The organism is Streptomyces sp. 2P-4 (genome assembly GCF_030167965.1).
Lineage (GTDB): Bacteria > Actinomycetota > Actinomycetes > Streptomycetales > Streptomycetaceae > Streptomyces > Streptomyces globosus_A.
Window position 1 is genome coordinate 2215034 of record NZ_CP095011.1, and the last position, 26919, is coordinate 2241952.

General features: G+C 74.4%; 20 protein-coding genes. 11 read left to right on the plus strand and 9 right to left on the minus strand.

Annotated elements, in window-relative coordinates; genetic code table 11:
• Positions 1 to 24 precede the first annotated feature (24 nt).
• Positions 25 to 519, minus strand: a complete 495-nt coding sequence (locus MUK52_RS09250; RefSeq protein WP_246042336.1) for a MarR family winged helix-turn-helix transcriptional regulator — start codon at positions 517 to 519, stop codon at positions 25 to 27.
• Positions 520 to 589: 70 nt separating this feature from the next.
• Here MUK52_RS09250 and MUK52_RS09255 point away from each other — a divergent pair, with 70 nt between their 5' ends.
• Together MUK52_RS09255 and MUK52_RS09260 are read left to right on the plus strand one after the other, a co-directional pair.
• Positions 590 to 1792, plus strand: coding sequence for an MFS transporter (locus MUK52_RS09255; protein WP_114054259.1), 1203 nt, complete (start codon positions 590 to 592; stop codon positions 1790 to 1792).
• A 64-nt stretch (positions 1793 to 1856) separates the two neighbouring features.
• The gene (locus tag MUK52_RS09260) at positions 1857 to 2579 is read left to right on the plus strand and encodes a CDP-alcohol phosphatidyltransferase family protein (RefSeq protein WP_284575528.1); all 723 of its coding nucleotides are present in this window, start codon (positions 1857 to 1859) and stop codon (positions 2577 to 2579) included.
• Here MUK52_RS09260 and MUK52_RS09265 read toward each other — a convergent pair.
• The gene (locus tag MUK52_RS09265; RefSeq protein WP_284575530.1) at positions 2560 to 3042 is read right to left on the minus strand and encodes an FAD synthase family protein; all 483 of its coding nucleotides are present in this window, start codon (positions 3040 to 3042) and stop codon (positions 2560 to 2562) included. The genes MUK52_RS09260 and MUK52_RS09265 overlap by 20 nt on opposite strands.
• Before the next feature lie 172 nt (positions 3043 to 3214).
• Here MUK52_RS09265 and MUK52_RS09270 point away from each other — a divergent pair, with 172 nt between their 5' ends.
• From MUK52_RS09270 to MUK52_RS09280, 3 genes are read left to right on the plus strand one after another with little or no spacing between them, the layout of a single operon-like run.
• Entirely contained in the window at positions 3215 to 4420 is a 1206-nt protein-coding gene (locus tag MUK52_RS09270) for a glycosyltransferase (protein WP_284581683.1), read from the plus strand.
• A complete protein-coding gene (locus MUK52_RS09275; protein ID WP_284575531.1) occupies positions 4417 to 6171 on the plus strand; it encodes a lipopolysaccharide biosynthesis protein in 1755 nt (584 codons plus the stop codon). The genes MUK52_RS09270 and MUK52_RS09275 overlap by 4 nt, the downstream gene beginning before the upstream one ends.
• Complete coding sequence (locus MUK52_RS09280; protein ID WP_284575533.1) at positions 6168 to 7361, plus strand: MATE family efflux transporter; 1194 nt, start codon at positions 6168 to 6170, stop codon at positions 7359 to 7361. The genes MUK52_RS09275 and MUK52_RS09280 overlap by 4 nt, the downstream gene beginning before the upstream one ends.
• 27 nt (positions 7362 to 7388) lie before the next feature.
• Here MUK52_RS09280 and MUK52_RS09285 read toward each other — a convergent pair whose 3' ends face one another.
• A complete protein-coding gene (locus MUK52_RS09285) occupies positions 7389 to 8876 on the minus strand; it encodes a hypothetical protein (protein ID WP_246042780.1) in 1488 nt (495 codons plus the stop codon).
• A 155-nt stretch (positions 8877 to 9031) separates the two neighbouring features.
• Between MUK52_RS09285 and MUK52_RS09290 the strand changes: the two genes are divergently transcribed.
• The 4 genes from MUK52_RS09290 to MUK52_RS09305 are packed head-to-tail and all read left to right on the plus strand — an operon-like array spanning position 9032 to position 12785.
• Entirely contained in the window at positions 9032 to 9571 is a 540-nt protein-coding gene (locus MUK52_RS09290; protein WP_284575534.1) for a WcaF family extracellular polysaccharide biosynthesis acetyltransferase, read from the plus strand.
• Positions 9568 to 10686, plus strand: coding sequence for a glycosyltransferase (locus MUK52_RS09295; RefSeq protein ID WP_284575535.1), 1119 nt, complete (start codon positions 9568 to 9570; stop codon positions 10684 to 10686). The genes MUK52_RS09290 and MUK52_RS09295 overlap by 4 nt, the downstream gene beginning before the upstream one ends.
• A 12-nt stretch (positions 10687 to 10698) precedes the next feature.
• Positions 10699 to 11358, plus strand: coding sequence for a hypothetical protein (locus MUK52_RS09300; protein WP_284575537.1), 660 nt, complete (start codon positions 10699 to 10701; stop codon positions 11356 to 11358).
• 41 nt (positions 11359 to 11399) lie between these two features.
• Positions 11400 to 12785, plus strand: a complete 1386-nt coding sequence (locus MUK52_RS09305) for a CoA transferase (protein WP_284575538.1) — start codon at positions 11400 to 11402, stop codon at positions 12783 to 12785.
• A 76-nt stretch (positions 12786 to 12861) separates the two neighbouring features.
• Here the strand turns inward: MUK52_RS09305 and MUK52_RS09310 are convergent, their stop codons facing one another.
• The 3 genes from MUK52_RS09310 to gmd form a co-directional block, all read right to left on the minus strand.
• Positions 12862 to 13533 carry a hypothetical protein gene (locus MUK52_RS09310; protein WP_284575540.1) on the minus strand — a complete coding sequence of 224 codons (672 nt, stop codon included), beginning with the start codon at positions 13531 to 13533 and terminating at the stop codon, positions 12862 to 12864.
• A gap of 88 nt (positions 13534 to 13621) precedes the next feature.
• Positions 13622 to 16399, minus strand: a complete 2778-nt coding sequence (locus MUK52_RS09315; RefSeq protein WP_284575542.1) for a LamG-like jellyroll fold domain-containing protein — start codon at positions 16397 to 16399, stop codon at positions 13622 to 13624.
• Between the two features lie 245 nt (positions 16400 to 16644).
• On the minus strand, positions 16645 to 17658 hold the full coding sequence (gene gmd / locus MUK52_RS09320) for a GDP-mannose 4,6-dehydratase (protein WP_114054250.1): 1014 nt from the start codon (positions 17656 to 17658) through the stop codon (positions 16645 to 16647).
• Positions 17659 to 17934: 276 nt separating this feature from the next.
• Here gmd and MUK52_RS09325 point away from each other — a divergent pair, with 276 nt between their 5' ends.
• Complete coding sequence (locus tag MUK52_RS09325) at positions 17935 to 18897, plus strand: GDP-L-fucose synthase family protein (protein WP_284575546.1); 963 nt, start codon at positions 17935 to 17937, stop codon at positions 18895 to 18897.
• A 19-nt stretch (positions 18898 to 18916) separates the two neighbouring features.
• Here the strand turns inward: MUK52_RS09325 and MUK52_RS09330 are convergent, their stop codons facing one another.
• Positions 18917 to 20395 (minus strand): sugar transferase, encoded by a 1479-nt coding sequence (locus tag MUK52_RS09330; protein WP_114054248.1) that lies wholly within the window; start codon positions 20393 to 20395, stop codon positions 18917 to 18919.
• A gap of 382 nt (positions 20396 to 20777) precedes the next feature.
• Between MUK52_RS09330 and MUK52_RS09335 the strand changes: the two genes are divergently transcribed.
• Positions 20778 to 23045 (plus strand): M4 family metallopeptidase, encoded by a 2268-nt coding sequence (locus tag MUK52_RS09335; RefSeq protein WP_114054247.1) that lies wholly within the window; start codon positions 20778 to 20780, stop codon positions 23043 to 23045.
• Between the two features lie 111 nt (positions 23046 to 23156).
• Here the strand turns inward: MUK52_RS09335 and MUK52_RS09340 are convergent, their stop codons facing one another.
• Together MUK52_RS09340 and glgP are read right to left on the minus strand one after the other, a co-directional pair.
• A complete protein-coding gene (locus MUK52_RS09340) occupies positions 23157 to 23690 on the minus strand; it encodes a hypothetical protein (RefSeq protein ID WP_114054246.1) in 534 nt (177 codons plus the stop codon).
• 220 nt (positions 23691 to 23910) lie between these two features.
• Positions 23911 to 26562 (minus strand): alpha-glucan family phosphorylase, encoded by a 2652-nt coding sequence (gene glgP, locus MUK52_RS09345; protein WP_284575548.1) that lies wholly within the window; start codon positions 26560 to 26562, stop codon positions 23911 to 23913.
• Positions 26563 to 26919 lie beyond the last annotated feature (357 nt).

The following is a 26919-nucleotide window of genomic DNA, read 5'->3' on the forward strand; positions in this document are numbered from 1 at the left end:
CGCGGCGCGCGGCGCGGTCCCGGGCTACTTCGCCTCGACGTGCAGCAGCATCCGCTTGAGCAGCGCGGAGAGCGCGGCGCGTTCGCCGTCGTCGAGGGGCTCGACCATCTCCGCCTCGGCGATGCCCCGCCAGCGCATGGCGTCGATCCAGCGCCGGTGGCCCTCGTCCGTGAGCTCGACGTCGACCCGGCGGCGGTCGCCCTCGGCGCGGACCCGCCGGACCAGCCCGGACTTCTCCAGGGTGTCGAGGCGGCCCGTCATCCCGGCCGGGGAGAGGAGCAGTTCGGCGGCGAGTTCGGCGGAGGGCGCCCGCCAGGGGGCGCCGCGGCCGGCGAGCCGGTGCATGGTCTCGAACTCGAACTCCTGAAGGCCTGTCTCGGCCAGGGCCCGCTCCTTGCCGTACTTCACGTGCTTGGCCAGCAGCTGGATCCGGGTGATGACGCCTTCGGTGGGCACGTCGAAGGGCACCTTGCCGCTCCAGCGGGCGATGTGGCGGTCGACGGAGTCCTCTGTGTCCATGCGGGGAGTATCGCATCCGCCGCCATATATTTCGTTGACGAATGATTCGCTGGCGAAATAGTCTGCTGTCATGACCTCGCCGATCCGGCGGCTCCTCGCGGGGCGCACCTGCGCCGCCTTCGCCACCGCCCTCATCCCCACCACCCTCACCCTCGCCGTCGTGCGCAGCGGTTCGGCCGCCGACCTCGGCATCGTGCTCGCCGCCGAGCTGGTGCCGATGCTGCTCCTGCTCCCCGTCGCCGGGGTGGCCGCCGACCGCTTCCCCGCCCGGCGCGTCGTGCTCGCCGCCGACCTGGTGCGCGCCGCGGCCCAGTTCGGGACCGGGCTCCTGCTGCTGGCCGGGCCGGTGCGGATCGGGTGGCTCGCCGTGCTCGCCGCCGCCACCGGCGCCGGCGTCGCCTTCGGCAACCCCTCCGCCCGGACCCTGGTCGCCGCGGTCGTCCCCGCCCCCGACCGGCTGCGCACCAACGCCCGGCTCGGCGTCGCGGGCGGGATCGCGCAGATCGCCGGCCCCGCCACCGCGGGCGGAGCGGTGCTGGCCCTCGGCGCCGGATGGTCCTCCCTCCTGACCGCCGCCCTGTTCGCCGGCTCCGCGTTCACCCTCGGCGGTCTGCGGCCCCTCCACGCCCCCGCGGCCCGGGTGCGGGCCGGGTTCGCCGCCGAGCTGCGGGGCGGCTGGGCCGAGGCGCGCCGGCACCCGTGGTTCCTGGCCAACGCCCTCGCCCACGGCGTCTGGCACCTGGCCGCCGGGCTCCTGCTGACCCTCGGGCCGCTGATCGCGGTCGAGAGCCTGGGCGGGGCCGGATCCTGGGTCGTCGTCGCCCAGGTGGGCACCGCCGGGCTGCTGGCCGGGGTGTGGGCGGCCGGCCGGCTGCCGGTCCGGCGCCCGCTGTACGGGGTGGCCGTCGGGGCGGCGGCGCAGGCCCTGCCGCTGGCCGCGTTCGCGCTGCGGCTGCCCCTGGGCGTGACGGCGGCCGCCTACTTCGCCGCGATGTTCGGGCTGGGCGTCCTCAGCCCGCTGTGGGAGACCGAGCTCCAGCGCCGGATCCCGCTGGAGGCGCTGGGCCGGGTCGGCTCGCTCGACACCCTGATCTCCTTCGCCTCGCGGCCGCTGGGCCTCGCCGTCGCCGCCCCGCTCGCGGCCGCGGCAGGCACGGCCGCGCCGCTGCTGGCCGCCGCCGTCCTCAGCGCCGCCGCGAACCTGGGCGTGCTGCTGCTCCCGGACGTCCGCGCGGCGGATTCCGGGCGGGAGCCCGCTCCGGCCCTGCGATGATGTGGCCTTCGTACGCACGTGCCCCGACCGGGCAGGTGTGCCGTCGCGGGAATCAGGGGTGCGCATGGCGAGTGTAGGAACCGCGCTGCGGGAGCTGCGCGGTGCGCAGAAGTCGGCGAAGGGGGTCTCGCTCTATTCGCGGTTCGTCAACCGGCCGGCGGGCCGCTACCTGGCCGCCGGGTCGTACGCCCTCGGGCTGACCCCGAACCAGGTCACCCTCGTCAGCGCCGCCTTCAGCTTCGCCGCCGTGGCCGCCGTGGCCCTCGTCCCGCCGTCCTGGGCGCTCGGCGCCGCCGTGTGGGCCGCGCTGGCCGCGGGCTTCGCCTTCGACTCGGCGGACGGGCAGCTGGCCCGGCTGCGCGGCGGCGGCAGCCCGGCGGGCGAATGGCTCGACCACGTCGTGGACGCGGCCAAGCTGACCGCGCTGCACTCCTGCGTGCTCATCGCCTTCTTCCGCTTCCCCGAGGCCTACGGCACGGGCTCCGCCGGCTGGCTGCTGGTGCCGCTGGGCTTCCAGTTCGCGGCGGTCGTCACCTTCTTCGGCGGGCTGCTGACCGAGAAGCTGAAGCCCCGGCCGGCGCCGGGCAGCCCCGCAGCCGCGCCGTCGACGCTGCGCGCGGTGGTCCTGCTGCCCGTCGACTACGGCGTCTTCTGCCTGGTGTTCCTGCTGCTCGGCGGCGGGGAGCTGTTCCGCTGGGCGTACGCCGGCCTCGGCGCGGTCGCCGCCCTGTTCCTGGCGGCGTTCCTCGCGAAGTGGTTCCGGGAGCTCAGCGCCGTTCGACGCTGACGCCCTCCGCGGGCGGCCCGGCGAGCGCGTCCAGCGCCCGGCGCAGCTGGGTGCTGGAGGTGTGCACCGTGTAGGGGAAGTAGACGACGTCGACGCCGACGGCGGCGAAGTCGCTCTCCAGCTTGTCGCCCTTGGGGGTGCCCCGCCAGTCGTCGCCCTTGAAGAGGACGTCGAACCGGACCTGCCTCCAGGTCTCCACCTTGTCCGGGACCGTCTCGACGAACGCCGCGTCCACGTACTTCACGCTGCGGACGATCTCCAGCCGCTCCACGAGCGGGATCATCGGGCGCCGCCCCTTGGCCAGTTCGGCCATCTCGTCCGAGACGACGCCGGCCACCAGGTAGTCGCAGCGGCTCCGGGCATGCCGGAGGATGTTGAGGTGTCCGATGTGGAAGAGGTCGTACGCGCCCGGCGCATAGCCGACTCGATACGGTCTGCGCGCCCCGGCGCCAAGTTCGGACATGTCCTGCTCCGTCATGAGTTACCCCCCAGCAACCACACCCCCCGGTGTGGTGGATTAGCAGACAATAGCGTGCACGTACCACGGCGTGCCGGTGAACGAATAGGGTGACCAGCGCATCATCCTGGGGAGAAGGGGACCTCACGTGTCCACATCCGGCCACCGGCGCCTGCTGCTGGTTTCCACCAACTACGCTCCCGAGCACGCGGGAATCGGCCCGTACGCCACCCAGATCGCGGAGCACTGGGCGGAACTCGGCCACGATACGCACGTCCTCGCCGGCATGCCGCACTACCCGTCGTGGTCGCTGGAGCCGGAGTACAAGGGAGCGCTGCGGCGCACGGAACAGCGCACGGGAGTCACCGTGCACCGGCGCGCGCACACCGTGCCGGCCCGGCAGACCGCCGTGAAGCGCGCCCTGTTCGAAGGATCGATCCTCCTGCACGGCGCGGTGGCCCCGCCCCGCATGGGCCGCCCCGACGCCGTCATGGCGCAGATGCCCAGCCTCGCCGGCGGCATCCTCGCCGCCCGCCTCGCGGCCAAGTGGAAGGTCCCGTTCGTCCCCGTCGTGCAGGATCTGATGGGCGCCGCGGCCGCGCAGAGCGGCATCAGCGGCGGCGACAAGGCGGCCGTCCTCGCCGGACGCGCCGAGGCGTACGCCCTGAAGCGGGCGTCCCTCGTCGGCGTCATCCACGAGACCTTCACCGACCGCGTCGTCGGCATGGGCGTCGACCCCGGACGGATCCGCCTCGTGCCCAACTGGTCCCACGTGCCCCAGCCCAGGCGGCCGCGCGGCGAGACGCGGCGCCACCTCGGCTGGGCGCCCGGGCAGACCGTGGTGCTGCACTCCGGGAACATGGGCCTCAAGCAGGGCCTGGAGGTGCTCGTCGGCGCCGCCCGCCTCGACCCCGCCGTCCGCTTCGTCCTCATGGGCGACGGCAGCCAGCGGGCCGCGCTGGAGGCGCTCTCGGCCGACGTGCCGAACCTGGACATCATCCCCCCTGCCGCCGACAGAGAGTTCCCGGATATCCTCGCCGCGGCGGACGTGCTCGCCGTGACGCAGCACGCGGCCGTGCTCGACATGAGCGTGCCGTCCAAACTGACCTCGTACTTCCAGGCCGGCCGGCCCGTCGTCGCCTCCGTTGCGGCGGAGGGCGGCACGGCCCAGGAAGTGGAACGTTCGGGCGCCGGGGTGCTCGTGCCGCCGGAGGACCCCGAAGCGCTGCTCAAGGCCGTACGGGTCCTGGCCGAGGACCCCGCGGGCGCGGACGCACTGGGCGCGGCGGGGCCCCGCCACGTCGCGGCCCACCTGAGCCGCGAGGCGGGCCTGGCCCGCATCGACGCACTGATAGACGAAGCACTTGGGGGTCCGCAGCCGTGATCGAGACGAACCGCCCTGCAGCGGTCCCGGCCGAGGACGAACCCGACCTCCTCCGGGACCAGTTCCGCCAGCTCCTGCGCTACCGGCGGCTGATCGGCGCGGGCATCGGGGTGGGCCTGCTGGGCGGTGTCTACCTCGGCATCTCCACGGCCGACACCTACGTGGCGACCACCGACGTGGTGCTGCGCGCGCCCACCGACGACCCGTTCAACCCGAGCCTCGCCCCCGACAAGGCGATCAACATCGGCTCCGAGCGGCAGGTCGCCCTGTCCAGCTCCATAGCCAACGAGGCCGCGAAGAAGCTCGGCGTCACCGCCAAGGACTTCGCCGCCTTCCGCTCGGGCCTCCAGGTCACCAATCCGCCGCAGACGATGGTGCTCCGCTTCACCTACACCGCGTCCTCCCCCAAGGAGGCCGCGAAGCGCGCCAACGCGCTGACCGACGCCTACCTGCGCAAGCGGCAGGAGGCCCTCGACGTCACCCGCGACACGATGGTCAAGGGCTACGAGGACCAGCGCGCCCCGGTCGCCAAGCAGCTCGACGAGCTGGTCCGGCAGATCAACGGGATGCCGGCGGGTTCGGCGCGCGACGCCGCGTACTCCTCCAAGACCGACCTGCAGAGCAAGGTCAACAGCCTCAACAGCAACATCGCCAAGCTCCAGGCCCTGGACATGGCGCCCGGCCGCGTCACCAGCGCCGCCACCCCGCCCGGCGACGACGACGGCCCGGGCATCGTGATCTCCCTCGCCCTCGGCGCCGCCGTCGGCCTCGCGCTCGGCCTGCTCGCCGCCTGGGTGCGGCTCGTCTTCGACCCCGCGCCGCGCTCCGAGGGCGACGTCGCGCGCGCCCTGCGCGCCCCCGTCCTCGGCGCGCTGCCCAAGGACAAGAGCGCGGGCGGGCCGCTCCTCGCCGCGGGCGAGGAGGATCCGCGGCTCGCCGAGGCGTTCCGCTCGGTCGCGTTCCGGCTCGCCTACGACTCCCGGTTCGCCGACCGGCGCCGGCTCCTCGTCGTCGCCCCGCGCGGAAGCAGCGAGATCGCCGCCGCGGTCGCCGTCAACCTGGCCGCCTCCTTCGCGGAGACCGGCAAGGACGTCCTGCTCATCGAGGCCGACCTGCGCACCCCGGTGCTCGCCAGCCAGCTGCCCACGGACGCCGGCGGCCGGCCCCGCTGGAGCCAGATGCCGGGCGGGTCCGGTACGGGCGCCCCCGGCGCCCAGGGCGACTCCGAGTGGCCCGACGGCCGCCAGCTCGTCGTCGACGCCGGCGAGTCCGGCGCGTTCGACCTCATCCCCGGCGACCGGGTGCGCAACGTGGCCCGCGCCCTGACCTCGCCGCGCGCCACCCGCCTCATCTCCGAGGCCGACTCCCCCAACTCCACCGTCGTGGTGCTCGCCCCGCCCGTCCTGTCGTACGCCGACGCCCTCGCGCTCGTCGACCGCGTCGACGGCGTGCTGGTGGTCTGCGACCCGCGCGCCGTGCACCGCACCGACCTGGTCCGCATCCGGGAGCTCATCACCGGCGCCGGCGGCACCGTGCTCGGCGCCGTCGTGCACGCGCCGCTGCCCGTCGAGAAGCGCGGCCGCGGCAAGTCCAAGGGCGGCGCCCCCGCGGCGGCCGCCCCGGCGCCGGCGCCCCGGCCCCAGCCGCCCGCCGGCCCCCGCCCGGGCGGCCCGGGCGAACCGGAGCAGCACATCCCCGGCGACGGCACGGACACCGTGGCGCTGCGCACCGTCCGCATGGGCAACAGGTGAGCCGGCGGAGCCTCGCCGCCGTCTCCTCCGTCCTCGACCAGGCCGCGTCCAGCGCCACCAACATCCTCGTGGTGGTGCTGGCCGCCCGGCTGTCCACCGCGGCCGGCTTCGCCGACTTCTCGATGGTGTACGTCGCGTTCAGCGTGCTGCTCGGGCTGAACATGGCCTACGTCGGGCAGAGCACCGTCCTGGAGAAGGACGCGGAGCGGCTCGGCGCGGTGTGCCGCTCCGCCCTCGGCTTCACCGCGGCCGCCGCGGCCGCGGCCGGGGCGGTGCTCGCGGCCGTCGGGGCGCTGCTGCCGGGGGACGCCGGGGCGGCCTTCCTCGCCCTGGGCCTCGTCCTGCCGGCGGTGCTGCTCCAGGACGGGCTGCGGTACTGCTTCTCCGCGCTGCGCAGGCCCGAACGCGCCCTGGCCGCGGACGCACTGCGGCTGGCGTGCGCCGTCGCCGCGCTCCTCGTCCAGCCCGCCGGGTCCGCGCCGGGGCGGCTGGTGCTGGCGTGGGGCCTGTCCGCGCTGCCGGCGCTCGCCCTCGGGCTGCTCCTGCTGCGGCCGTACGTCCGCGGGGCGCGGGCCGACCTGCGCCCGTACCTGCGGCGCGGGCACCTCGGGCAGCGCTTCGCCGTGGAGTTCGCCGTCGGCAACGGCGCGAGCCAGCTCGCGGTGCTCGGGCTCGGCGTCTTCGCGACCCCGCTGGCCGTCGGCGCGCTGCGCGGCGCCACCACGGTGTTCGGGCCGCTGAACGTGCTGATCAACTCCGCGAACGCCTTCGGGCCGCCGGTCGTGGGCCGGGCCTCCGGCAAGCGGGGTGTCATCCGGCTGACGGCGGCGATGGGCGCGGCGCTGGCCGTGCTGGGCGCGGCGTGGGGGGCGGCGCTGTACGCGCTGCCGGACTCGGTGGGGCGGCGGCTCCTCGGCGACACCTGGCAGGCCGCGTCGGCGCTGCTGCCGGCCACCGGGGCGCAGTACGCCGTGATGGGGCTCGGCACGTGCGCGCTGCTGACGCTGCGGGTGCTCAGCCCGAAGGCCACGCTGTCCCTGCAGGTCGTGTTCTCGCTGCTGTCCGTGGGCTTCCTGCTCGGCGGGTACGCGCTGTTCGGCGTGGCGGGCGCCGCGTGGGGGCTCGCGCTGGGCTCCGCGGCGAAGGCCTCGGCGGCCTGGCTCCGCGCCGCCCGCCTGCCCGTCCCCTGATCCCGGGGCGGCCCGCGCCGCCGCCGGTCAGCGGAGGGTGGTGGCCTTGTCCGTGCGGTACGTGGCCACCAGCGCCAGGCACAGCGCCGCGATCGCCACGCGCCCGGACGCCTGGAGCAGCGGCCCGCGCAGCAGGATGAACGAGTAGCCGGCGACGAGCGGCACGACCACGGAGATCAGGCTGCCGGGCGGCGCCCGCCGCGTGGCCCGCTTCGCGTACCGCCGGTCGACGCGCGCGGCCGCGTACCCCATCCCGAGCAGGCCGGCGCCCATGCCGAGCGGGCCGAAGTCGATCCACAGCTCGGCCCAGATCGGGGACGACAGGTTGGTGTTGACGGTGCCCATCCACTGGCCGACCATCACGCCGGTGTCGCGCGGCTTGCCCGGCCACACCGAGCGGGGCACCGCGAAGAAGACCGACCCGGCGAGCTGGCGCCCGTAGAAGTGGCCGGGCCCGGAATCCGAGAACGTGATCGTGTTCGCGAACATGCCGATCTGGTCGTAGTCCTTGAGCGCCATCGGCTCCAGGAACGAGGTCGTCTCCACCGGCTTGTAGTTCTTCTCGTCGTACCGGAAGCGGTCCGCGAACGGGAAGACCAGCAGGGCGACGACCACCGCCATCGACAGCGCCACCCGGTACATGGCCGCGCTCACCGGGAAGACGGTGAACAGCATCGCGAACATGACGGTGAGGAACCAGTAGCGCGGGTTCGAGATGGGGTTGTTGACGACGAGGTTGAGCCCGCACAGCGCCGCCCAGGTGACGATGACCGACACCTTGCGGCGGGCGTACTTCGACGTGATCAGCCAGCGCGTGTACAGCAGCAGTGCGAGCAGCGCCGGGACGGTGCCGAAGCCGCGCAGGAACGCCTGGCCGGCCTGGCCGTCGCCGTTGGAGACGCCCGCCTCCTGGATGCCGGCGATGATCTCCTGGCGGCTGGAGAAGAACACCGCGGGGCCGCCGAGCTTCATGATGAAGACGGCCGAGCAGCCGAAGGCGAGGACCGTCAGCAGTTGGAGGCGGCGCCGGTGCGCCATGACGGGCCGTCCGGCCTCCTTGCGGGCACTGGACGCCCTGACGGCGGGCCGGTGCCGGGCGAGCAGGACGCCGACGTCGAAGGCGGTGCAGCCGAGCAGGACGAGCCCGATGGCGAGGGTGAGGTCGGAGCGCGGGCCGACCACGGGGGTCGGGACGCGGCCCAGGACGGCCTGGGCGAGCGGGGCCACGCCCATCGCCATGTAGACGAACAGCCAGAAGGATCCCTGGAGCAGCTTGCGGCGGCTGGTCAGGATCATCGCGGAGAGCCGCACGCCCGCGTACATGGTCAGCAGGAGCTGGAGCCAGAAGGCGGCGTCGCGGCGGCCGTCGCCGGTCTGGACGGCGACGATCAGCGGCAGGAAGACGGTGAAGCCGAGGATCAGCGGGACGGACAGGGCCCGGGAGAGCAGGGTGCGGGGCGTGGTGACGCGGCCCCAGCGGGCGGCTTCCGCCTCCTCCCGCGGGTCGGGGCGCAGGGCCGCGATGAGGGGCTTGCGTATGTCCGTTGCCACTGCTGCCCCCACCCCATGTGCCTGATCCGGCGGCAGTCTAGTCTGAGCGGGCGGCGCCAGGGGAGGCGCGGCCCCGTGGGGGCCCCGGGGACACCGGGGAGAACGATGAGGTGCGACCGTTGCGTGATCTTCCTTCCTTCACGCTGGCCGGGTACGACAAGGGGCGCGGCCTGCTCGTGCAGGCCCTCTGGTTCGCCGTGATGAACACGGTGTTCATGGCGTGGTTCTGCCCGGCCCGGCTGCGGGTGGCCCTGCTGCGGGCCTTCGGCGCCCGGATCGGCGAGGGCGTCCTGATCCGGCACCGGGTGCGCGTGCTGTGGCCGTGGAAGCTCTCCGTCGGCGACCACACGTGGATCGGCGAGGGCGCCTGGCTGCTGAACCTGGAGCCGGTGGCCATCGGGTCGAACGTGTGCATCTCGCAGGAGGCCATGCTCTGCACCGGCTCCCACGACCACCGGGCGGCCGACTTCCCCTACCGCAACGCGCCGATCACCGTCGAGGACGGGGCGTGGGTCGCGGTGCGGGCGACGGTGCTGGCCGGGGTCACCGTGGGCCGGTGCGCGGTCGCGGGCGCCGGCTCGGTCGTCCACAAGGACCTCCCCGCCCTGACCCTGCAGACGATGGACGGGCGCCGCCGCCCGGTCGAGGAGCCCAAGTGAGAGTCCTGCACGCCGTCACCCTGCACTCCCCCACGCACGCCTTCGGCGGCCCCGTGCGGGTCGCCCTCAACCTGGCCGGGGGGCTGCGGGAGCGCGGCCATGAGGCGGCCCTCCTCGCCCTCGGCGAGGGCTTCGGCGAACCCTGGCCGACCGAGGTCGAGGGGATTCCCGCGAAGCTGTTCCCGGCCCGCCGGATCCTCCCCCTCGGCTTCAGCGGCATGACCTCCCCGGCCCTGCTCGCCTCCGCCGGGCGGCTCGTGCGCGACGCCGACGTCGTCCACGTCCACCTGGCGCGCGACCTGGTGACGCTGCCGGTGGCGCTCGCGGCGCTGCGCGCCGGGCGGCCGCTGGTGCTCCAGACGCACGGCATGGTCGACCCGAGCGGCAGGCTGCTGGCGAAGGTGCTGGACGCGCTGGCCGTGCGCCGGGTGCTGCGCGGCGCGGACGCGGTGCTGTACCTCACCCCGTACGAGCGGGAGGGGCTGGACGCGGTCGTGGGCGGCCCCCTTCCGCAGGCCGTCCGGCTGGTCAACGGCACCCCGGCGCAGGAGGCGCGCCCCGCCCCGCAGGGGCCGCCGCGCATCCTGTACTCGGCGCGGCTCCAGGCCCGCAAGCGCCCGGTCGACTTCGTGGACGCGGCCCCGGCCGTGCTGGCGGCGCACCCGGACGCCGAGTTCGTGGTGGCCGGCCCGGACGAGGGCGAGCGGGCCGCGGTGCTGGCCCGGATCGCCGAGCTGGGCCTGGCGGACCGGTTCACCGTGCCCGGGGCCCTGTCGTCGGCCGAGGTGCTCGCCGAGCTGCGCCGCGCGCACGTGTACGTGCTGCCGTCGGTGGACGAGCCGTTCCCGATGTCCGTGCTGGAGGCCCTCGCGGTGGGCGTGCCCGCGGTCGTCACCCACTCCAACGGGCTCGCCAAGGACGTCGCCGGGGCGGGCGCAGGCCGGGCCGTGGAGCCCGGCCCGGCGGGCGTCGCCGCGGCCGTGCGGGAACTGCTGGACCCGGCGGCGGGCGCCGCCGCCTCGCAGGCCGCCCGCGCCCTGGCCGCGGAGTCCTTCTCGATGGACGCCGTCCTGGACACCCTGCTGCCCGTGTACCGGGCGGCCCTGGACCGCTGACCGCCCGCGCCCGTGGGCATCTACGTGGTGAGCGTGGCGGACGAGGACTGGGCGGACTCCGAGATCCGCGGTCCGGTCCTCGCCGCCCTGAGCGGGGAACTGGAGCGGCGCGGGCTCGGCCGCTTCCCGGCGCCGGGCCCCGCGCGGCCGGGGACGTCCGCGGCGGAGCCGGGCCGCAGGCCCGGGCTGCTCGGCCGGCTGGGGCTGCGCGGGCGCCGTGCGGCGCGCGGCGGGCGGGCCGGCGGCTTCGCGGAGCAGGCGGACCGGCCCTACGGCGCGCTCGAGGCGCTGTGCCGGGCGCAGCCGGACGGGTCCCGCCTCCACGACGCCCTGTTGGACTGGGAGCTGCTCGTCCCGGCCGATTTCGACGGGGTGATCGAACTGTCCGTGCCGGCGGAGCCCGGCGGGGGCGGGGCGCGGATCCGCAGCGCGCACCGCGCCGCCGGGGCCGCCCGGCGGCTGGCGGACGTACTGGAGCTGCCCGACTGCGTACCGCGGGACGGCGGGCCCCTCGCCCTCACCGGCTGGTTCGCCGGTCCGGCGGCCGGACGGGCCGCGGCCGCGCACCCCGGCCCGTGGCAGGAGGTGCCCGACGCGGCGTACTACACCGCGCTGTACCTGGGGGCCGCCGAGCACGCCCTGCGCCGGGGCCGTGTCATCGCCTACGGCTGACGGGTGTTCTCCCTGCCGCGGTGCTCGCCCAGAATGGCCCCATGAAGATCAACGGGGAAGCGGACGGGGCCACGCGGCAGGCATGGGCGGCGCTGGGCGGGCCGGACGGGGCGGCCCGGCGGGTGGTGTACCGCGGGGGCGGGGCGCTGGGCGCGGCGCGGCTGCCGGTGCGGGAGCTGGCGCGGGCGACGGTCGGGGTGTGCTCGCTGGCCGCGGCCGAGCTGGCCGCCGTACGGTCCGGGCGGCCGGCGGGGGATGCGGCGGACGGGGCGGAGATCGCGGTCGACGAGGGGGCCGTCTCGGCGGCCTTCCTCAGCGAGCGGCTCCTGCGGGTGGAGGGGCGGGCGCCGGTGTCGTTCGCGCCGCTGTCCGGCTTCTGGCGCGCCGCCGACGGGTGGGTGCGCACCCACGCGAACTATCCGCACCACCGGGCGGCCCTGGAACGCGGCCTGGGCGCCGGGCCGCTGACGCCGGAGCGGCTGCGGGCCGAGCTGGCGGGGCGCCGGGCGGCCGACGTGCAGGAGGCGGTGTACGCGGCGGGCGGCCTGGCCGTGGCCGTGGCCGACTCCTTCGGCGCGCCGCAGCCGCTCGCCGCCGTACGGGAGACGGGGGGCCGCGGGCGGGAGCTCGGGCCGGGCCCGCTGCCCGCGTCCGGGGTGCGGGTGCTGGACCTGACGCGGGTCATCGCGGGGCCGGTGGCCACCCGCACGCTCGGCCTGCTCGGCGCGGACGTGTTGCGCGTGGACCCGCCCGGGATGCCCGAGGCGGACGACACGTACGCCGACACGGGCTTCGGCAAGCGCTCGGCGGTCCTCGACCTCGCGGACCGGGCCGACCGGGCGGTGTTCGACGGGCTGCTGGCGCAGGCCGACGTGGTGGTGTCCGGCTACCGGCCGGGGGCGCTGGACCGGTTCGGCCTGGGCGCCGGGGAGCTGGCCGCGGCGCGGCCCGGTCTGGTCCTCGCTCAGGTGTGCGCGTGGGGCTGGGACGGTCCGTGGGCGGGCCGGCGGGGCTTCGACTCGCTGGTGCAGGCCGGGTACGGGATCGCTGCGGCGGAGGCCGGCCCGGACGGGGTGCCCGGGGTGCTGCCCGCGCAGGCGCTGGACCACGGGACCGGCTACCTGCTGGCCGCCGGGGTGCTGCGGGCCCTGGCCGGGGGCGGCGGGCGGGTGCTGCGGTTCTCCCTGGCGGGAACCGCGTCGTGGCTGGTGCGGGAGGTCCCGCGGGACCCGCGCCCGGCACCCGGCGGGGCGGCCGGGGCTGACGGGGCGGCGGGGGCCGGTGCGCAGGCCCGGCTGCGCGAGGGCGGCTCGGGCTACGGACGGCTGCGGTACGCGGCTCCCCCGCTCGCGGTGGGTCCGGGCGACTGGCCGGCCGGGCCGTCCCGCTGGGGCACGGACCGCGCGGCCTGGCTCCCGGAGGCCTGACCGCCGCGGGGGCACAACACGGCGGCGCCCCCGCCTCCCCGTGCGGGGGTGCGGGGGCGCCGTCGGAGAAGAGGCGTCAGGCCGGGATCCAGGCGGAGCAGTTGACGGAGCTGAACTCCGCCGCGCCCGCCGGGACCGTCGCCGTGATCTTGTCGCCCGGCTTCGGGGCCGACTCCGGGCCCGAGGCCAGGACGGAGCCGTCCTTGCCCTTGGCCTCCCAGGTGCAGGCCGTGTTCTGGGTCAGCGCCCGGTAGGTTCCGGGTGCCGGGGCGGGCCGGGTGCCGTCGCCGAAGCCCTTGGCGGCGGCGTCCAGGATCGGCTTCTGCGCCGGGCACAGGTGCGGGATCGCGTCCTTCGCGCCGGGGATCTCCCCGGAGATCACTGCGCCGGTCGCCGCGTCCTTGTCCCGCTTGGCCGTGCGCTCCACCCGCTGGCAGGCCTCCTGGCCGCTCTGGAGGACGGCCGCCGGGTCCATCTTCTCGGGGACCCGGCCGCTCAGGTACGCCTTCTCGTTGGGCTTGAAGCTGCCCGTCTTCGGGGTGAGCTTCGCGTCCGGGAGGACGGGCCCGGTGGGCTTGGCGTCGGGCGCGGCCGACGGGGCGGCGGAGTCCGCCGGGTCCGGGACCGGGGAGGCGGCCGGCGGCTTGGCCTCGGCCTCGCCGGCCTTGCCGTCGCCGTCCGAGCTGCAGGCGGTCAGGGTGAGGGCTGCGGCCATCAGGAGCGCAGCCGCGGTGGAGCGTCGGTACATCGGTGGGGCTCCCGTGCGTGCCGGTTGGTTCGGGTGCGGCAGGCGTGCGGGGCCCGGCGCCGGAACGGCCGGGCCCCGCACCCTCCGGTTACTTCGGGCCGAAGGTGAGGACCAGCTGGGGAGCTGCGTCCGCAGCCGTCGACTCCTTCGACCACAGCCACAGCGCGTCGGCGCCCGTGCTGGTCAGGGCGAGGCTGTGGCTGCCGCCGAGCAGCGCCGAGACCGCGGCCGTGTCCAGCTTGGCGCTGTGCAGGGCCGAGCCGTCCGGGATGGCCGCGAAGGTGCCGAGCGGCGTCGTGCCGAGGGCCGGCTTGCTGGTGTAGGAGGTGGTCGCGCCGCTCCAGGTGCCGGTGACCGGGACCACGGAGACGGTGTCGGCGGTGCCGGCGCCCGACTGCGTCGTCGTCTTGACCTGGAGCATGGCCGACTTCAGCACCTGCCCGGCCGGCGCGGCCGGCAGGTTGAAGCGCAGGTACGTCTCGTAGGCCAGGCTGCCGCGGACGGCGAGCGAGGTGGACGCGCCGTTGGCCGCGCTCGGGGCGCCCTGGTTGACGTAGGTGTCCTCGGTCGCGGTGACCTTGGAGACCGTGTCGGAGGGGGCCTTCGCCAGGTCGAAGTGGTTCTTGACCTGGGCGGCGGTGAGGACCTTGCCGTAGACGGCCGTCTCGTCGAGCTGGCCGGCGAAGAACCTGCTCGTGGGGCGCGACGGCCAGCCGGAGAGGTTGTCCCCGCCGACGTGCCAGTAGCCCGCGAAGTTCGCGGAGGTGGTGACGTTCAGCGTGCCCTTGAGCTGGCCGTCCACGTACAGCGCCATGCCCGAGGGGCCCTGGGTGGCGACCACGTGGTGCCACTTGTTGTCGTTGTACGTGTCGAACAGGCCGGTGCTGATGGTCTGGGTCGAGCCGTTGTACACGCCGAACACCAGGCGGCCGGTGTTGGTCATGTAGATGTGCTTGTCGTGCGAGCTGCTGGTGCGGGTGGTGTTGTTGCCGAAGCCGACGAGCTTCCCGCCGCGCCAGGTGTCCGTCTTGAACCACGTCTCGACGCTGTAGCTGCTGCCGACCGTCTGGCGGCGGTCGCTGTGGAGCTTCTGGCTGGTGCCGTTGAAGCCCATCGCGGTGCTGGACCCGGTGACCGCGCCGGGCGTCTGGCGCAGCGACGGGGCGTTGACCTGGATGCCGCTGGTGTTGCCGCCGTCCGAGGAGTCGGCCACGTAGGGGCTGACGGTGTCGTCGTAGCGCCAGTACAGCTGGGCGCCGTCGGCGCGGACCTGGTTCGGGTACGCCTGGACGGAGGTCGGGACGGTCACCGAGGCCTTGGCCGACAGGGCGCTGGTGTTGCCGGCGGCGTCGGTGGCAGTGATCCGGTAGGTGTAGCTCTGGCCGGCCTTGGCGGTGGTGTCGTTCCAGGAGGCCTGGGGCCGCTCGAACTCCAGGGAGTCGGCGGTCATGGTGTGGATCGGCGTGCCGGAGCCGTTGCGGTAGATGCGGTACGTCAGCTTGCTGTCGTCCGCGTCGTAGCTGGTGCGCCAGCGGACCTGGACCTCGCCGGGCTTGACGCTGTCGGCGCTGGCGACCGGGGTGGTCGGGGCGCCGACGTCGCCGGTGGAGGCGAAGCGGGTCAGGCTCTGCTGCTCGCGGCCGTTGACGGTGGTGAACTCGCCGCCGACCCACATGAACTTCTTGCCGTCCTTCTCCGACACGGCCATGACGCGCGGGCCGATGCCCTCGCCGAGGCCGTCGTTGGTGTCGGGGAACCAGCCGAGCTTGCGGGGGCCGCGCACGAAGCCGTCGACGGGCGCGGGGGCGGCGCCTTCGTGGTCGGTCGGCTGGGCCAGCAGGTGGCGGCGGCGGCCGTCGGGGTACTCCAGCTCGGTGGAGCAGTCGTGGGCGTGCGAGGAGCTGTAGAGCACGCCCTCGTAGGGCAGGACCCACTGGGTGGCGCCGAGGCAGCGGTCGCGCCACTTCTCGCCGAAGTCGCTCAGGCGCAGGCCGATGCGGCCGTCGAAGACGCCGCCGCCGGAGCCCTCGTTGCCGGTGTAGAAGCCGGTCTCGTCGGTGGCGATCGACTTGACGACCGAGTTCCACGGGATGTTGTCGTAGGTCTTGGCGAGCTTGCCGGTGGCCGCGTCGACCACGGCGAGCGCGTGCGAGTCGGTGCCGTTGACGGTGAAGAAGTCGCCGCCCAGCAGGACGTGCTTGCCGTCCGGGGTGACCGCGACGGCGCGGCCCGGCTCGTCGGCGTTGGCGGTGAAGGGCTTCAGCGCACCCGTGCCGGCGTCGACCGCGGCGAACCGCTCGCGGGTCTGGCCCTCGACGGAGTTGAAGTCGCCGGCCGCGTAGAGGGTGTCCCCGGTGGCGGCGAGCGCCCGCACGGTGGCGGGGAAGCCGGGGTGGAAGGCGGCCTTGGGGGTGCAGCTCTCGATGTCGATCGCCGCGAGGCTGGAGACCGGGGTGCCGTTGACGGCGCCGAAGTAGCCGCCCGCGTACAGGGTCTTCTTGTCGTTCGAGACCGTCAGCGCGCGGACGGTGGCGGTGCCCTCGCCGACGGTGAAGGCGAGCTTGCACGCGGTCGGCTTGCCCGTCGCGGCGTCGAGCGCGACGAAGTTGACGGCTTCCTCTTCGGCTCCGGAGGCGCCGGCCGGCGGGCGGACCGCCGAGAAGGTTCCGCCGGCGAAGACGGTGCCGTTCGCCTCGGCCATCGCCCAGACGATGCCGTTGGGCTGCCACGTCGGCAGGCTGTCGGCGGTGAACGCCACGGGCGCCGTGATGGCGGACGCCTGGGGCATGAGCACCAGGCCTATCCCGGTGCCGGCACCGGCCAGTGACAGGACGAGGGCAGCAGTCAGCCCTCTGGATCTACGCATGAGCCCCCCAGGGCGTATCGCCCGGTTCTGATGGCTGGAACTATACGAACAGCCGTATGTACGGGCGCAGACTAGGGCGCAAACGGAACCCCGTCACCCCCCTTGACCGATTCCATACCGGGTTGGGACCAACCTGGTTCAGCAGGGCGGGCGCATTGCGGACGTACGGCAGGTATGTCCGGTCACCGCCGCAGATGCCTGCGGCGATGTCCGTACACGGCAAATCGTAGGGGAAATATAAGGCCTCAGCGGTCGATACGGACCGTTGCACCGGCCAGCTGGTCCTCGACGAGGCGGATGTCCGCGTCGACCATGATCTGTGCCAGCTCCGCGACCAGGACCGACGGCTTCCAGCCAAGCAGCTCCTGGGCCTTGGACGAGTCGCCGATCAGCGCGTCGACCTCGCTCGGGCGCTCGTACTTGGCGTCGTAGCGCACGTGCTCGGTCCAGTCGAGGCCCGCGTGGGCGAAGGAGGACTCGACGAACTCGCGCACCGTGGCGGCCACGCCCGTGGCGACGACGTAGTCGGTCGGCTCGTCCTGCTGGAGCATCCGCCACATGGCGTCGACGTACTCCGGCGCGTAGCCCCAGTCGCGGACGGCGTCGAGGTTCCCGAGGTACAGGTGCTCCTGGAGGCCGGCCTTGATGCGGGCGACGGCTCGGGTGATCTTGCGGGTCACGAAGGTCTCGCCGCGGCGCGGGGACTCGTGGTTGAAGAGGATCCCGTTCACGGCGAACATGTCGTACGCCTCGCGGTAGTTCACCGTCGTCCAGTAAGCGAACACCTTGGCGGCGCCGTACGGGCTGCGCGGGTGGAACGGGGTGTCCTCGTTCTGCGGCGGCGGGGTGGAGCCGAACATCTCCGAGGACGAGGCCTGGTAGATGCGGGTGTCGATGCCGCTCGCGCGGATCGCCTCCAGGAGCCGCAGCGCGCCGAGGCCGGTCACGTCGCCCGTGTAGAGCGGGGCGTCGAAGGAGACCCGCACATGGGACTGGGCGCCGAGGTTGTAGACCTCGTCGGGCCGTATCTCACGCAGCAGGTTCACGAGCGCGACGCCGTCGGACAGATCGGCGTGGTGCAGGACGAAGGACCGGTTCGCGGTGTGCGGGTCCTGGTAGATGTGGTCGATCCGCTCGGTGTTGAAGCTGGAGGACCGCCGCACCAGCCCGTGCACCGTGTAGCCCTTGGAGAGCAGGAGCTCGGAGAGGTAGGAGCCGTCCTGCCCGGTGACTCCGGTGATCAGCGCGGTCTTGCCCATGTGGGGTCCCCCCTGGGGATCGTTGCGGTGTGTGGTTCTGGAGGCGCTTGCGCCTCGGGGCCGGCCCGCCCCGGCCGTGCGGCCGCGGAGGTTCCTGCCGGTTGGTCATGCGGTGGGTGCGGCCCGGTTCCGGCGGCCCGGCGGCCTGCCGCGGCCGGGCCGCGGGGACGCAGCACCCGCCGGACCCCCGCCCGGCGCCGCGGCCCGGCCCGGAGGGCCGGATGCGTACCGTACACCGGTGCGGGCGGCCGCCGGCGGGCTGGCATCATCGGCGGTATGACAAGTTCGCTGCCGCTCCTGCCGCCGAACGCCCGCGTCTTCGTCGCGGGCCACCGCGGCCTCGTGGGCTCCGCCGTCGCACGCCGCCTGACCGCAGACGGACACGAGGTGCTCACCCGCAGCCGCGCCGACCTCGACCTGCGCGACGCCGCCGCGACCGCCGCGTACCTGCGCGACACCCGGCCCGACGCCGTGGTGCTGGCCGCCGCCAAGGTCGGCGGCATCATGGCCAACAGCACGTACCCGGTGCAGTTCCTGGAGGACAACCTCAGGATCCAGCTGAGCGTCATCGGCGGCGCGCACGCCGCCGGCGTGCCCCGGCTGCTGTTCCTCGGCTCGTCCTGCATCTACCCCAAGCTGGCGCCGCAGCCCATCACCGAGGACGCCCTGCTGACCGGCCCGCTGGAGCCGACCAACGAGGCGTACGCGCTGGCGAAGATCGCCGGCATCGTGCAGGTGCAGTCGTACCGCCGGCAGTACGGGGCCTCGTACGTCTCCGCGATGCCCACCAACCTCTACGGCCCGGGCGACAACTTCGACCTGGAGACCTCGCACGTGCTGCCCGCGCTCATCCGCCGCTTCCACGAGGCGGCGGCCGAGGGCCGCGAGGAGGTCGTGCTCTGGGGCAGCGGCACGCCGCGCCGCGAGTTCCTCCACGTCGACGACCTGGCCGCGGCCTGCTCGGTGCTGCTGGAGCGCTACGACGGGGACGAGCCGGTCAACATCGGCTGCGGCGAGGACCTCACCATCCGGGCCCTCGCCGAGACCGTCGCCGACGTCACCGGCTTCCGCGGCCGCCTCGCCTGGGACACCTCCAAGCCGGACGGCACCCCGCGCAAGCTCCTGGACGTCACCCGCCTGACCTCGCTCGGCTGGAAGCCGGAGATCGGGCTGCGCGACGGCATCGCCTCCACCTACCGGTGGTGGCTGGAGCAGGGCGGAGCGGGAACGCGGGGCTGAACGCACGCGGCAGGGCCCCTCAGTACGCTCCGCGGCCGTCGACGACGGCGCGGAGCGTACGGCCCATGACGTCGACGTCGCTGGTGAAGGACCAGTTGTCGACGTAGCTCAGGTCGAGCTGGATTGTTTCGTCCCAGGACAGGTCGGACCGCCCGCTGATCTGCCAGAGCCCGGTCATGCCCGGCCGCACGGTGAGGCGGCGCAGCTCGACCTCGTCGTAGCGGGCCACCTCCTCCGGCAGCGGCGGGCGCGGGCCGACGAGCGACATGTGGCCGGCCAGCACGTTGAGCAGCTGGGGCAGTTCGTCCAGGGACGTGCGGCGCAGCAGGCGGCCGACCCGGGTCACCCGGGGGTCGCGGCGGATCTTGAACATGAGGCCGTCGTTCTCGTTGGCCCCCGCCAGCTCGCCCTTCAGGCGGTCGGCGTCGACGACCATCGTGCGGAACTTCCACATCGTGAACGGGACGCCGTCGCGTCCGATCCGCTGCTGGCGGTAGAAGGCCGGGCCGCGGGAGCCGAGCCGGATCGCGAGGACGATCGCGAGGAACAGCGGGGAGAGCAGGAGCAGTCCCACTCCCGCGCCGATGCGGTCCAGGGCGGCCTTGAGCGCGGTCTGGAGGCCGCGGCCGACGGGCGGGGCGACGCGCAGCACGGCGAGGCCGCCGGCGGAGAGGGTCTCCAGCCGCTTGACGGAGACCTCCACCAGGCCGGGGAAGACGGCGAGTTCGAGGCCCGCGTCGTGCAGCGCCCACGCGATGCGGCGCAGCCGCTCCCCCGCGATCCGCGCGCCGGGCGCGACGAGGACGAGGTCGGCGTGGTGGCTGCGGACGGCGTCGAGGACGGCCTCGGAGTCGGCGGCCGGGGCGTCCGGGGCGAGGGTGTCCAGCCGTGCGGCGACGGGGACGCCGCCCTCCAGCGGGCCGGTGCCGACGGGGACGACGCCGACGACGACGTAGGGGTGGTCGGTGCGGGCGGCGAGGTGCGCGGTGAGGGAGTCCGCGGCGGCCGGCTCCCCTATCACGAGGACGCGGCTGACGGCCTGGGCCTCGCGGCGGGCCGCGGAGAGGTGGCGGTAGGTCAGCTTGCGGCATGCGACCGTGATGAGGAGGGCCGGCAGCAGGGCGCCCAGGGCGGCGAGGCGCGGCGTGCTTTCGCCGGTGACCACGCGCGCCACGGCCAGGACGCCGATCAGAATCAGCCAGTCGTGGACGACCGGCAGCACTCCGCGGGACTCGCCGAGCGCGCGGGTGGCGTACCGGCGGCGCACCGCCTGCACGCCGGTCCAGGCGAGGGCCGCGCCGAGGGCGCAGTACACGGGCCGGACCTGCTGTGCGGCCTCGAAGACGAGCCCCACCGGGACGGCCGCTCCGAGGAAGTCGGCGGTCAGGGCGGCGGGCAGGTACCAGCGCGCCTTGTCGCCGATACGCCGCACGGGCGCAGCAAGGAGCTCGGCCGCCGCTCCGGCTACTCTTTGCGCAGGAAAATGGACATGCCTCATGGGCCCCCCTGGCACGCGGTCTATGACTGTGGCGCGTACCCGCGGCTTCCCCTGGCGGCGGGCAACTGGCGCACCGGGAAACAGTACGACAAACACTCTTACTACATATGCCGATCGCCCGAACGCGAGGTCTTGTTGCTCAAGTGTTAGCAACCGGTACCCCAAGTTCCATATTCTGGGGCCCCGACTCCGCACGCGAAGGCGAAGAGTTCGGATAGCGGATACGCCGCCTCGGTCAACGAACCCTTTCCGGCCAAGTTTTTGACGCGACCCTGACATTGGCGCGCGCGGGTGGCACTCTTCGATCCGTTCATCGCACCAGCCCTGTTCTGCCCGGCGGCCCACCCAGCCGCCCGGATTCCCTTTGCAGAAGGAGTCTGCGTTGAGTCCCACCCCCCACAGGCGCGCCACCGCGGCCGGCGCACTCGTCGCCGCGGCCGCGATGCTCGCCGTCGGCATCCAGGCCGGCAGCGCCACCGCCGACAGCGCTGCGTCCAAGGCGCCCGCCGCCGCCAAGGCCAACCCCGGCGCGGCGCCCCTCAAGCTCAGCCCCTCCGAGCGTGCGACGCTCCTCTCCGAGGCGACCTCCGCCACCGCCCAGGCGGCCAGGGCACTGGGCCTCGGCGGCCAGGAGAAGCTCATCGTCCGCGACGTCGTCAAGGACGCGGACGGCACCACGCACACCACGTACGAACGGACGTACGCGGGCCTGCCGGTGCTCGGCGGCGACCTGACGGTCCACGCGAAGAACGGCACCACCAAGAGCGTCACCAAGGCCACGAACCACGAGATCAAGGTGCCGACCACGGACGCCGCGGTCACCCCGGCCGCCGCCGAGGGCCAGGCCCTGTCCGCCGCCAACTCGGCGGGGTCGAAGGACGCCAAGCCCGCCAAGAACGCCCGCAAGGTGATCTGGGCGGCCGAGGGCGCGCCCGTCCTCGCCTGGGAGACCGTCGTCGGCGGCCTCCAGCACGACGGCACCCCGAACGAGCTGCACGTGGTCACCGACGCCAAGACCGGCGCGAAGATCACCGAGTGGCAGGCCGTCGAGACCGGCACCGGCAACACCATGTACAGCGGCCAGGTCACCCTCGGAACGAGCCAGTCCGGCAGCAACTACACCCTGACGGACGCGAACCGCGGCAGCCACAAGACGTACAACCTCAACCGCGGCAGCTCCGGCACCGGCACCCTCTTCTCCGGCCCGGACGACGTCTGGGGCAACGGCTCGCCCTCCAACCTGGAGACGGCCGGCGCGGACGCCCACTACGGCGCCGCGGTCACGTGGGACTACTTCAAGAACGTGCACGGCCGCAACGGCCTGCGCAACGACGGCGTCGCCCCCTACAGCCGCGTCCACTACGGCAACAACTACGTGAACGCGTTCTGGCAGGACTCCTGCTTCTGCATGACCTACGGCGACGGCGACGGCAACGCCAAGCCGCTGACCTCCACCGACGTGGCCGCGCACGAGATGACCCACGGCCTCACCTCGGTCACCGGCAACATGACCTACAGCGGCGAGCCCGGCGGCCTGAACGAGGCGACCTCCGACATCATGGCGGCGGCCGTCGAGTTCTACGCCGACAACCCGCAGGACGTCGGCGACTACCTGGTCGGCGAGAAGATCGACATCCGCGGCAACGGCACCCCGCTGCGCTACATGGACAAGCCGAGCAAGGACGGCTCCTCCAAGGACTACTGGTACTCGGGCCTCGGCAACATCGACGTCCACTACTCCTCGGGCCCGGCCAACCACTGGTACTACCTGGCCTCCGAGGGCTCCGGCGCCAAGGTCGTCAACGGCGTGAGCTACGACTCGCCGACCTACGACAACCTCCCGGTCACGCCCATCGGGCGCGACGCCGCCTCGAAGATCTGGTTCCGCGCGCTGACGGTCGGCTACTTCAAGTCGAACACCAACTACGCGGCCGCCCGCACGGCGACCCTCCAGGCCGCCGCCGACCTGTACGGCCAGGGCTCGGCCACGTACAACAACACGGCCAACGCCTGGGCCGCCATCAACGTCGGCGCCCGCATCAGCGACGGCGTCACGGTCACGGCGATCCCGAACCAGAACACCGCCGTGGGCACCGCGGTCAGCCTCCAGGTCCAGGCGACCAGCACCAACCCCGGTGCGCTGGCCTACTCCGCCACCGGCCTGCCGGCCGGCCTGTCGATCAACTCCTCCACGGGCCTGATCTCGGGCACGGCGACCACCGCGGGCACGTCCAACGTGACGGTGACGGTGACCGACTCCGCCAACAAGTCGGGTACGGCCTCCTTCACCTGGACCGTCGGCACGGGCGAGCAGAACGTCTTCGAGAACACCGCCGACTACCAGATCCGGGACAACGCCACGGTCGAGTCCCCGATCACGGTGACCCGCTCCGGCAACGCGTCGAGCGCCCTGAAGGTGGACGTCAACATCGTCCACACGTACGTCGGTGACCTGCGGGTCGACCTGGTCGCCCCCGACGGCACCGTCTACAACCTGCGCAACCGCAGCGGCGGCAGCGCGGACAACATCGTCCAGTCCTTCACCGTGAACGCCTCCTCCGAGGTCGCGAACGGCGTCTGGAAGCTCCGCGTCGCGGACCTCGCCAGCTGGGACACCGGCTACATCAACAGCTGGAAGCTGACCTTCTGACCCCGGGCGGGCGGATGGGGCACACCGGCTGACACGACACGGGGCCGTCCGGGGGGAGACCCTCCCGGACGGCCCTGTTCCATGCCCGCGTCGGCGGCCGGGCCGGCAGCACTAGGGGATGGCCGCGAAGACCGCGTCGAAGGCGCCGGACCGCTGCGCGCGCCGGTCCTCCTGCGCGGCCTCGTGCCCGGCCGGCGGCGCCTCCTGCGGGCCGGCCTCCCCGCCGGCGAAGTCGCCGCGGTCGCCGGAGAACCCGCCGTCGCCGAGGCCGCCCTCGTCGTGGCCGTGGCGGTCGACCGGCGTGAAGAACACCGAGCGGACGTGCACGTCGTACACCCGGTCGCCCGGCTCCAGGATCCGCTCGGGCCGGCCGCTGCAGCCGCGGTCCGGGAAGAGGTACGCCCGCCCCTCCGTCCCGTTGCTGACGGCGGTGGCGGGCTTGTCGTGCGAGGTGCCGTTCAGCTCGTAGCAGGTGTCGAGGCCGGCGGGGCGGATGGACCGGTGCTCGTCGCCGCCGTGTCCGCCACCGATCAGGTAGTCCAGCCTGCCGAGGTCCTTGTCGTGCTGGTCGGCGGCCGCGGTGCCCGCCGGGACGGCGAGGGCGAGGGCGGTGAGGAGGGCTGCGGCGGTGCTGCGAAGGCGCATGGGGGCGGTGTCCGTTCTGTCGGCGCTGGACGCGCGGTCGGCGGTGGCGTCCAGCGGGCAGCGTAGGAGCGGCCCCGCACGCCGCGGCGGCGCGGCTTGCGCACGCGTTCGGAGGTTCACCCGCCCGGGGCCGCCCGCTGCCGCCGTACGGGCCGCCCCCCGGCGCGCGAAGGGGCGGGCAGGGCCCTCGCCCCGCCCGCCCCGGCTGTGCGCTGTGCCGCTATCGCAGGATGACGCCGCCCTGCGGGCCCGCCTCCCCGGCCGTGTCGCCGTCTGCCGGGGCCGCGACCAGCCCCAGTTCGGCCGGCGAGGCCAGCAGCGGGTGCGAGGGCAGGATCCGCACCGTGTACCCGAAGGCCCCCGTGCGGTCCAGGGCGAGCGGCCCCTCGTACACCCAGCGGCCTTCCAGGTCGGGCCCGCCGGCCGGCTTGAGGGGGAAGGCCCGCCCGTCGCGGATGACGTCCTGCGGGTCCACCCGGCCCGCGACGGCCTGTACCTCGACGTCCTCGGGGGCGAGCGCGTCGAGCGCCACCCGCACCCGCAGCGTGAGGGTCGCCCCCAGCTCGGCGGTGCCGCCGACGGGCGCCGCCGCCTGCGCCTCCACGTGCTCGACGGCGACCTGCGGCCAGGCCGCGCGGACGCGGCCCTTCCACCAGGCGAGGTCCCGCGCGGCGTCCTGCTTCATCGCCCGGTGGGCGCGGGCCGCCGGCGCGTAGAGCCGCTCCACGTACTCGCGCACCATCCGCCCCGCGAGCACCTTGGGGCCGAGGGAGACGAGGGTGCGCCGGACCATCTCGATCCACCGCACCGGCAGCCCGCTGCGGTCGGCGCGGTCGTAGAACCGGGGCGCGACCCGCTGCTCGACCAGCTCGTAGAGGGCCTTCGCCTCCAGGTCGTCGCGCCGGTCCTCGTCCGTGCCGACGTCGGCCGTGGGGATCGCCCAGCCGAAGTCGGGCTCGAACCACTCGTCCCACCAGCCGTCGAGCACGGACAGGTTGAGGCAGCCGTTGAGCGCGGCCTTCATCCCGCTCGTGCCGCAGGCCTCCAGCGGGCGCAGCGGGTTGTTCAGCCACACGTCGCAGCCCGGGTACAGCTTCTGGGCCATGCCCATGCCGTAGTCGGGCAGGAAGACGATGCGGTGCCGCACGCGCGGGTCGTCGGAGAAGCGCACCAGCTCCTGCACAAGCCGCTTGCCGCCGTCGTCGGCCGGGTGCGCCTTGCCGGCGACGACGATCTGCACCGGCCGCTCGGGGTCCAGCAGCAGCCGGCGCAGCCGCTCGGGATCGCGCAGCATCAGCGTGAGCCGCTTGTACGAGGGCACGCGCCGGGCGAAGCCGATGGTGAGGACGTCCGGATCGAGGACGGAGTCCACCCAGCCGAGCTCGGCCTCGGCGGCGCCCCGCTGGCGCCAGGAGGCCCGCAGCCGCTCGCGCACCTCCAGCACCAGCTGCTCGCGCAGGCCCCGGCGCAGCTCCCAGATGTCCTGGTCGGGGATGTCGGCGACGGCGTCCCAGCGCTGGGAGCCGCCGACCGACAGGGCGTCCTCAGTGCGGCCGGCGCCGATCTGCCGCGCGCCGAGCCGGACGACCTCGGGGGCCACCCACGTCGGGGCGTGCACGCCGTTGGTCACGGAGGTGATGGGGACGTCCGCGGGGTCGAATCCCGGCCACAGCCCGGCGAACATGCCCCGGCTGACGGCGCCGTGGAGGGTGGAGACGCCGTTGGCGCGCTGGGCGAGGCGCAGGCCCATCACGGCCATGTTGAAGACGCCGGGGTCGCCGCCGGGGTAGGTCTCGGCGCCGAGCTCCAGGATCCGGTCGAGGGGCACGCCGTCGAGCTCGCCGCCGGGTCCGAAGTGGCGGGCGACCAGCGCCCGGTCGAAGCGGTCGATGCCGGCGGGGACGGGGGTGTGGGTGGTGAAGACCGTGCCGGCGCGGACCGCCTCCAGGGCGGCGTCGAAGCCGAGGTCCTGCGCCCCGTCGAGTTCCCTTATGCGCTCCAGGCCGAGGAAGCCGGCGTGGCCCTCGTTGGTGTGGAAGACCTCGGGCTCGGGGTGGCCGGTGAGGGCGCAGTAGGTGCGGACGGCGCGGACGCCGCCGATGCCGAGCAGCATCTCCTGGAGCAGCCGGTGGTCGCTGCCGCCGCCGTAGAGCCGGTCGGTCACCTCCCGGGCGCCGGCGTCGTTGTCCTCGACGTCGGAGTCGAGGAGCAGCAGCGGGACGCGGCCGACGCGGGCCTGCCAGATGTGGGCGTGCAGGGCGCGGCCGCCCGGCAGGGAGAGGGTGACCCGCGCGGGGGCGCCGTCGGCGTCCCGCAGCAGGGAGAGCGGGAGCTCGTTGGGGTCGAGGACCGGGTAGTGCTCCTGCTGCCAGCCGTCGCGGGAGAGGGACTGGCGGAAGTAGCCGTGCCGGTAGAGGAGCCCGACGCCGATGAGGGGGGCGCCGAGGTCGCTGGCGGCCTTCAGGTGGTCGCCGGCGAGGATCCCGAGGCCGCCGGAGTACTGGGGCAGGGCGGCGGTGATGCCGAACTCGGGTGAGAAGTAGGCGATGGCGGCGGGGAGGTCGGCGACGTCCTCGTGGGTCTGGTACCAGCGGGCGCCGTGCACGTAGTCGTCGAGGTCGGCGGCGGCGACGGCGAGCCGGCGCAGGAACCGGCGGTCGGACGCCAGGGCGTCGAGGCGGGCGGCGGAGACGGAGCCGAGCAGGCGGACGGGGTCGCCGCTCGCGGCCTGCCAGCCCTCGGGGTCGACGGATTGGAAGAGTTCGCGGGTCTCCGTGTGCCACGACCAGCGCAGGTTGCGCGCGAGGTCGGCGAGCGGCAGCAGCGGCGGGGGCAGGACGGGGCGTACGGTGAATCGACGGATAGCCTTCACGCGTTCCACCTTCGCAGGCGAGTGCGGACCGGAGCGGCCGCACCACGCTGTGCGCCCGCGCAACAACCCCCGGAAGGCTAGCCGGGCCGGGCCCCGGCGGCCACGGGGCCGCCGCGGCTCCCCACCGCCCCGCAAGCACTCCTCGAACCGGTCCGGCCCCGCCTGAGGGCGCCTCGGGCGCCGGTGCGCGCCGCAGGGGTGTGACCGGATCGGGTGGGTGGGCGGCGGCCGTGCCGGGCTCCCCCGACCGGGCGATCATGCCGGCCCCCTGCGCGGGCGCTGCGGGACCCGCGCCGCGGGCCGCCGCAGGTCTCCCGGGGCGCCGGCGGACCGCGTACGGCGGCCTCCGGCCGGTCC

Coding starts and splice junctions, on each gene's coding strand:
- MUK52_RS09325 (WP_284575546.1), top strand. CDS start 17,935: ATGACAAGTTCGCTGCCGCTCCTGCCGCCGAACGCCCGCGTCTTCGTC.
- MUK52_RS09330 (WP_114054248.1), bottom strand. CDS start 20,395: ATGAGGCATGTCCATTTTCCTGCGCAAAGAGTAGCCGGAGCGGCGGCC.
- MUK52_RS09315 (WP_284575542.1), bottom strand. CDS start 16,399: ATGCGTAGATCCAGAGGGCTGACTGCTGCCCTCGTCCTGTCACTGGCC.
- MUK52_RS09265 (WP_284575530.1), bottom strand. CDS start 3,042: ATGTCCGAACTTGGCGCCGGGGCGCGCAGACCGTATCGAGTCGGCTAT.
- gmd (WP_114054250.1), bottom strand. CDS start 17,658: ATGGGCAAGACCGCGCTGATCACCGGAGTCACCGGGCAGGACGGCTCC.
- MUK52_RS09310 (WP_284575540.1), bottom strand. CDS start 13,533: ATGTACCGACGCTCCACCGCGGCTGCGCTCCTGATGGCCGCAGCCCTC.
- MUK52_RS09260 (WP_284575528.1), top strand. CDS start 1,857: ATGGCGAGTGTAGGAACCGCGCTGCGGGAGCTGCGCGGTGCGCAGAAG.
- MUK52_RS09305 (WP_284575538.1), top strand. CDS start 11,400: ATGAAGATCAACGGGGAAGCGGACGGGGCCACGCGGCAGGCATGGGCG.
- MUK52_RS09250 (WP_246042336.1), bottom strand. CDS start 519: ATGGACACAGAGGACTCCGTCGACCGCCACATCGCCCGCTGGAGCGGC.
- MUK52_RS09255 (WP_114054259.1), top strand. CDS start 590: ATGACCTCGCCGATCCGGCGGCTCCTCGCGGGGCGCACCTGCGCCGCC.
- MUK52_RS09340 (WP_114054246.1), bottom strand. CDS start 23,690: ATGCGCCTTCGCAGCACCGCCGCAGCCCTCCTCACCGCCCTCGCCCTC.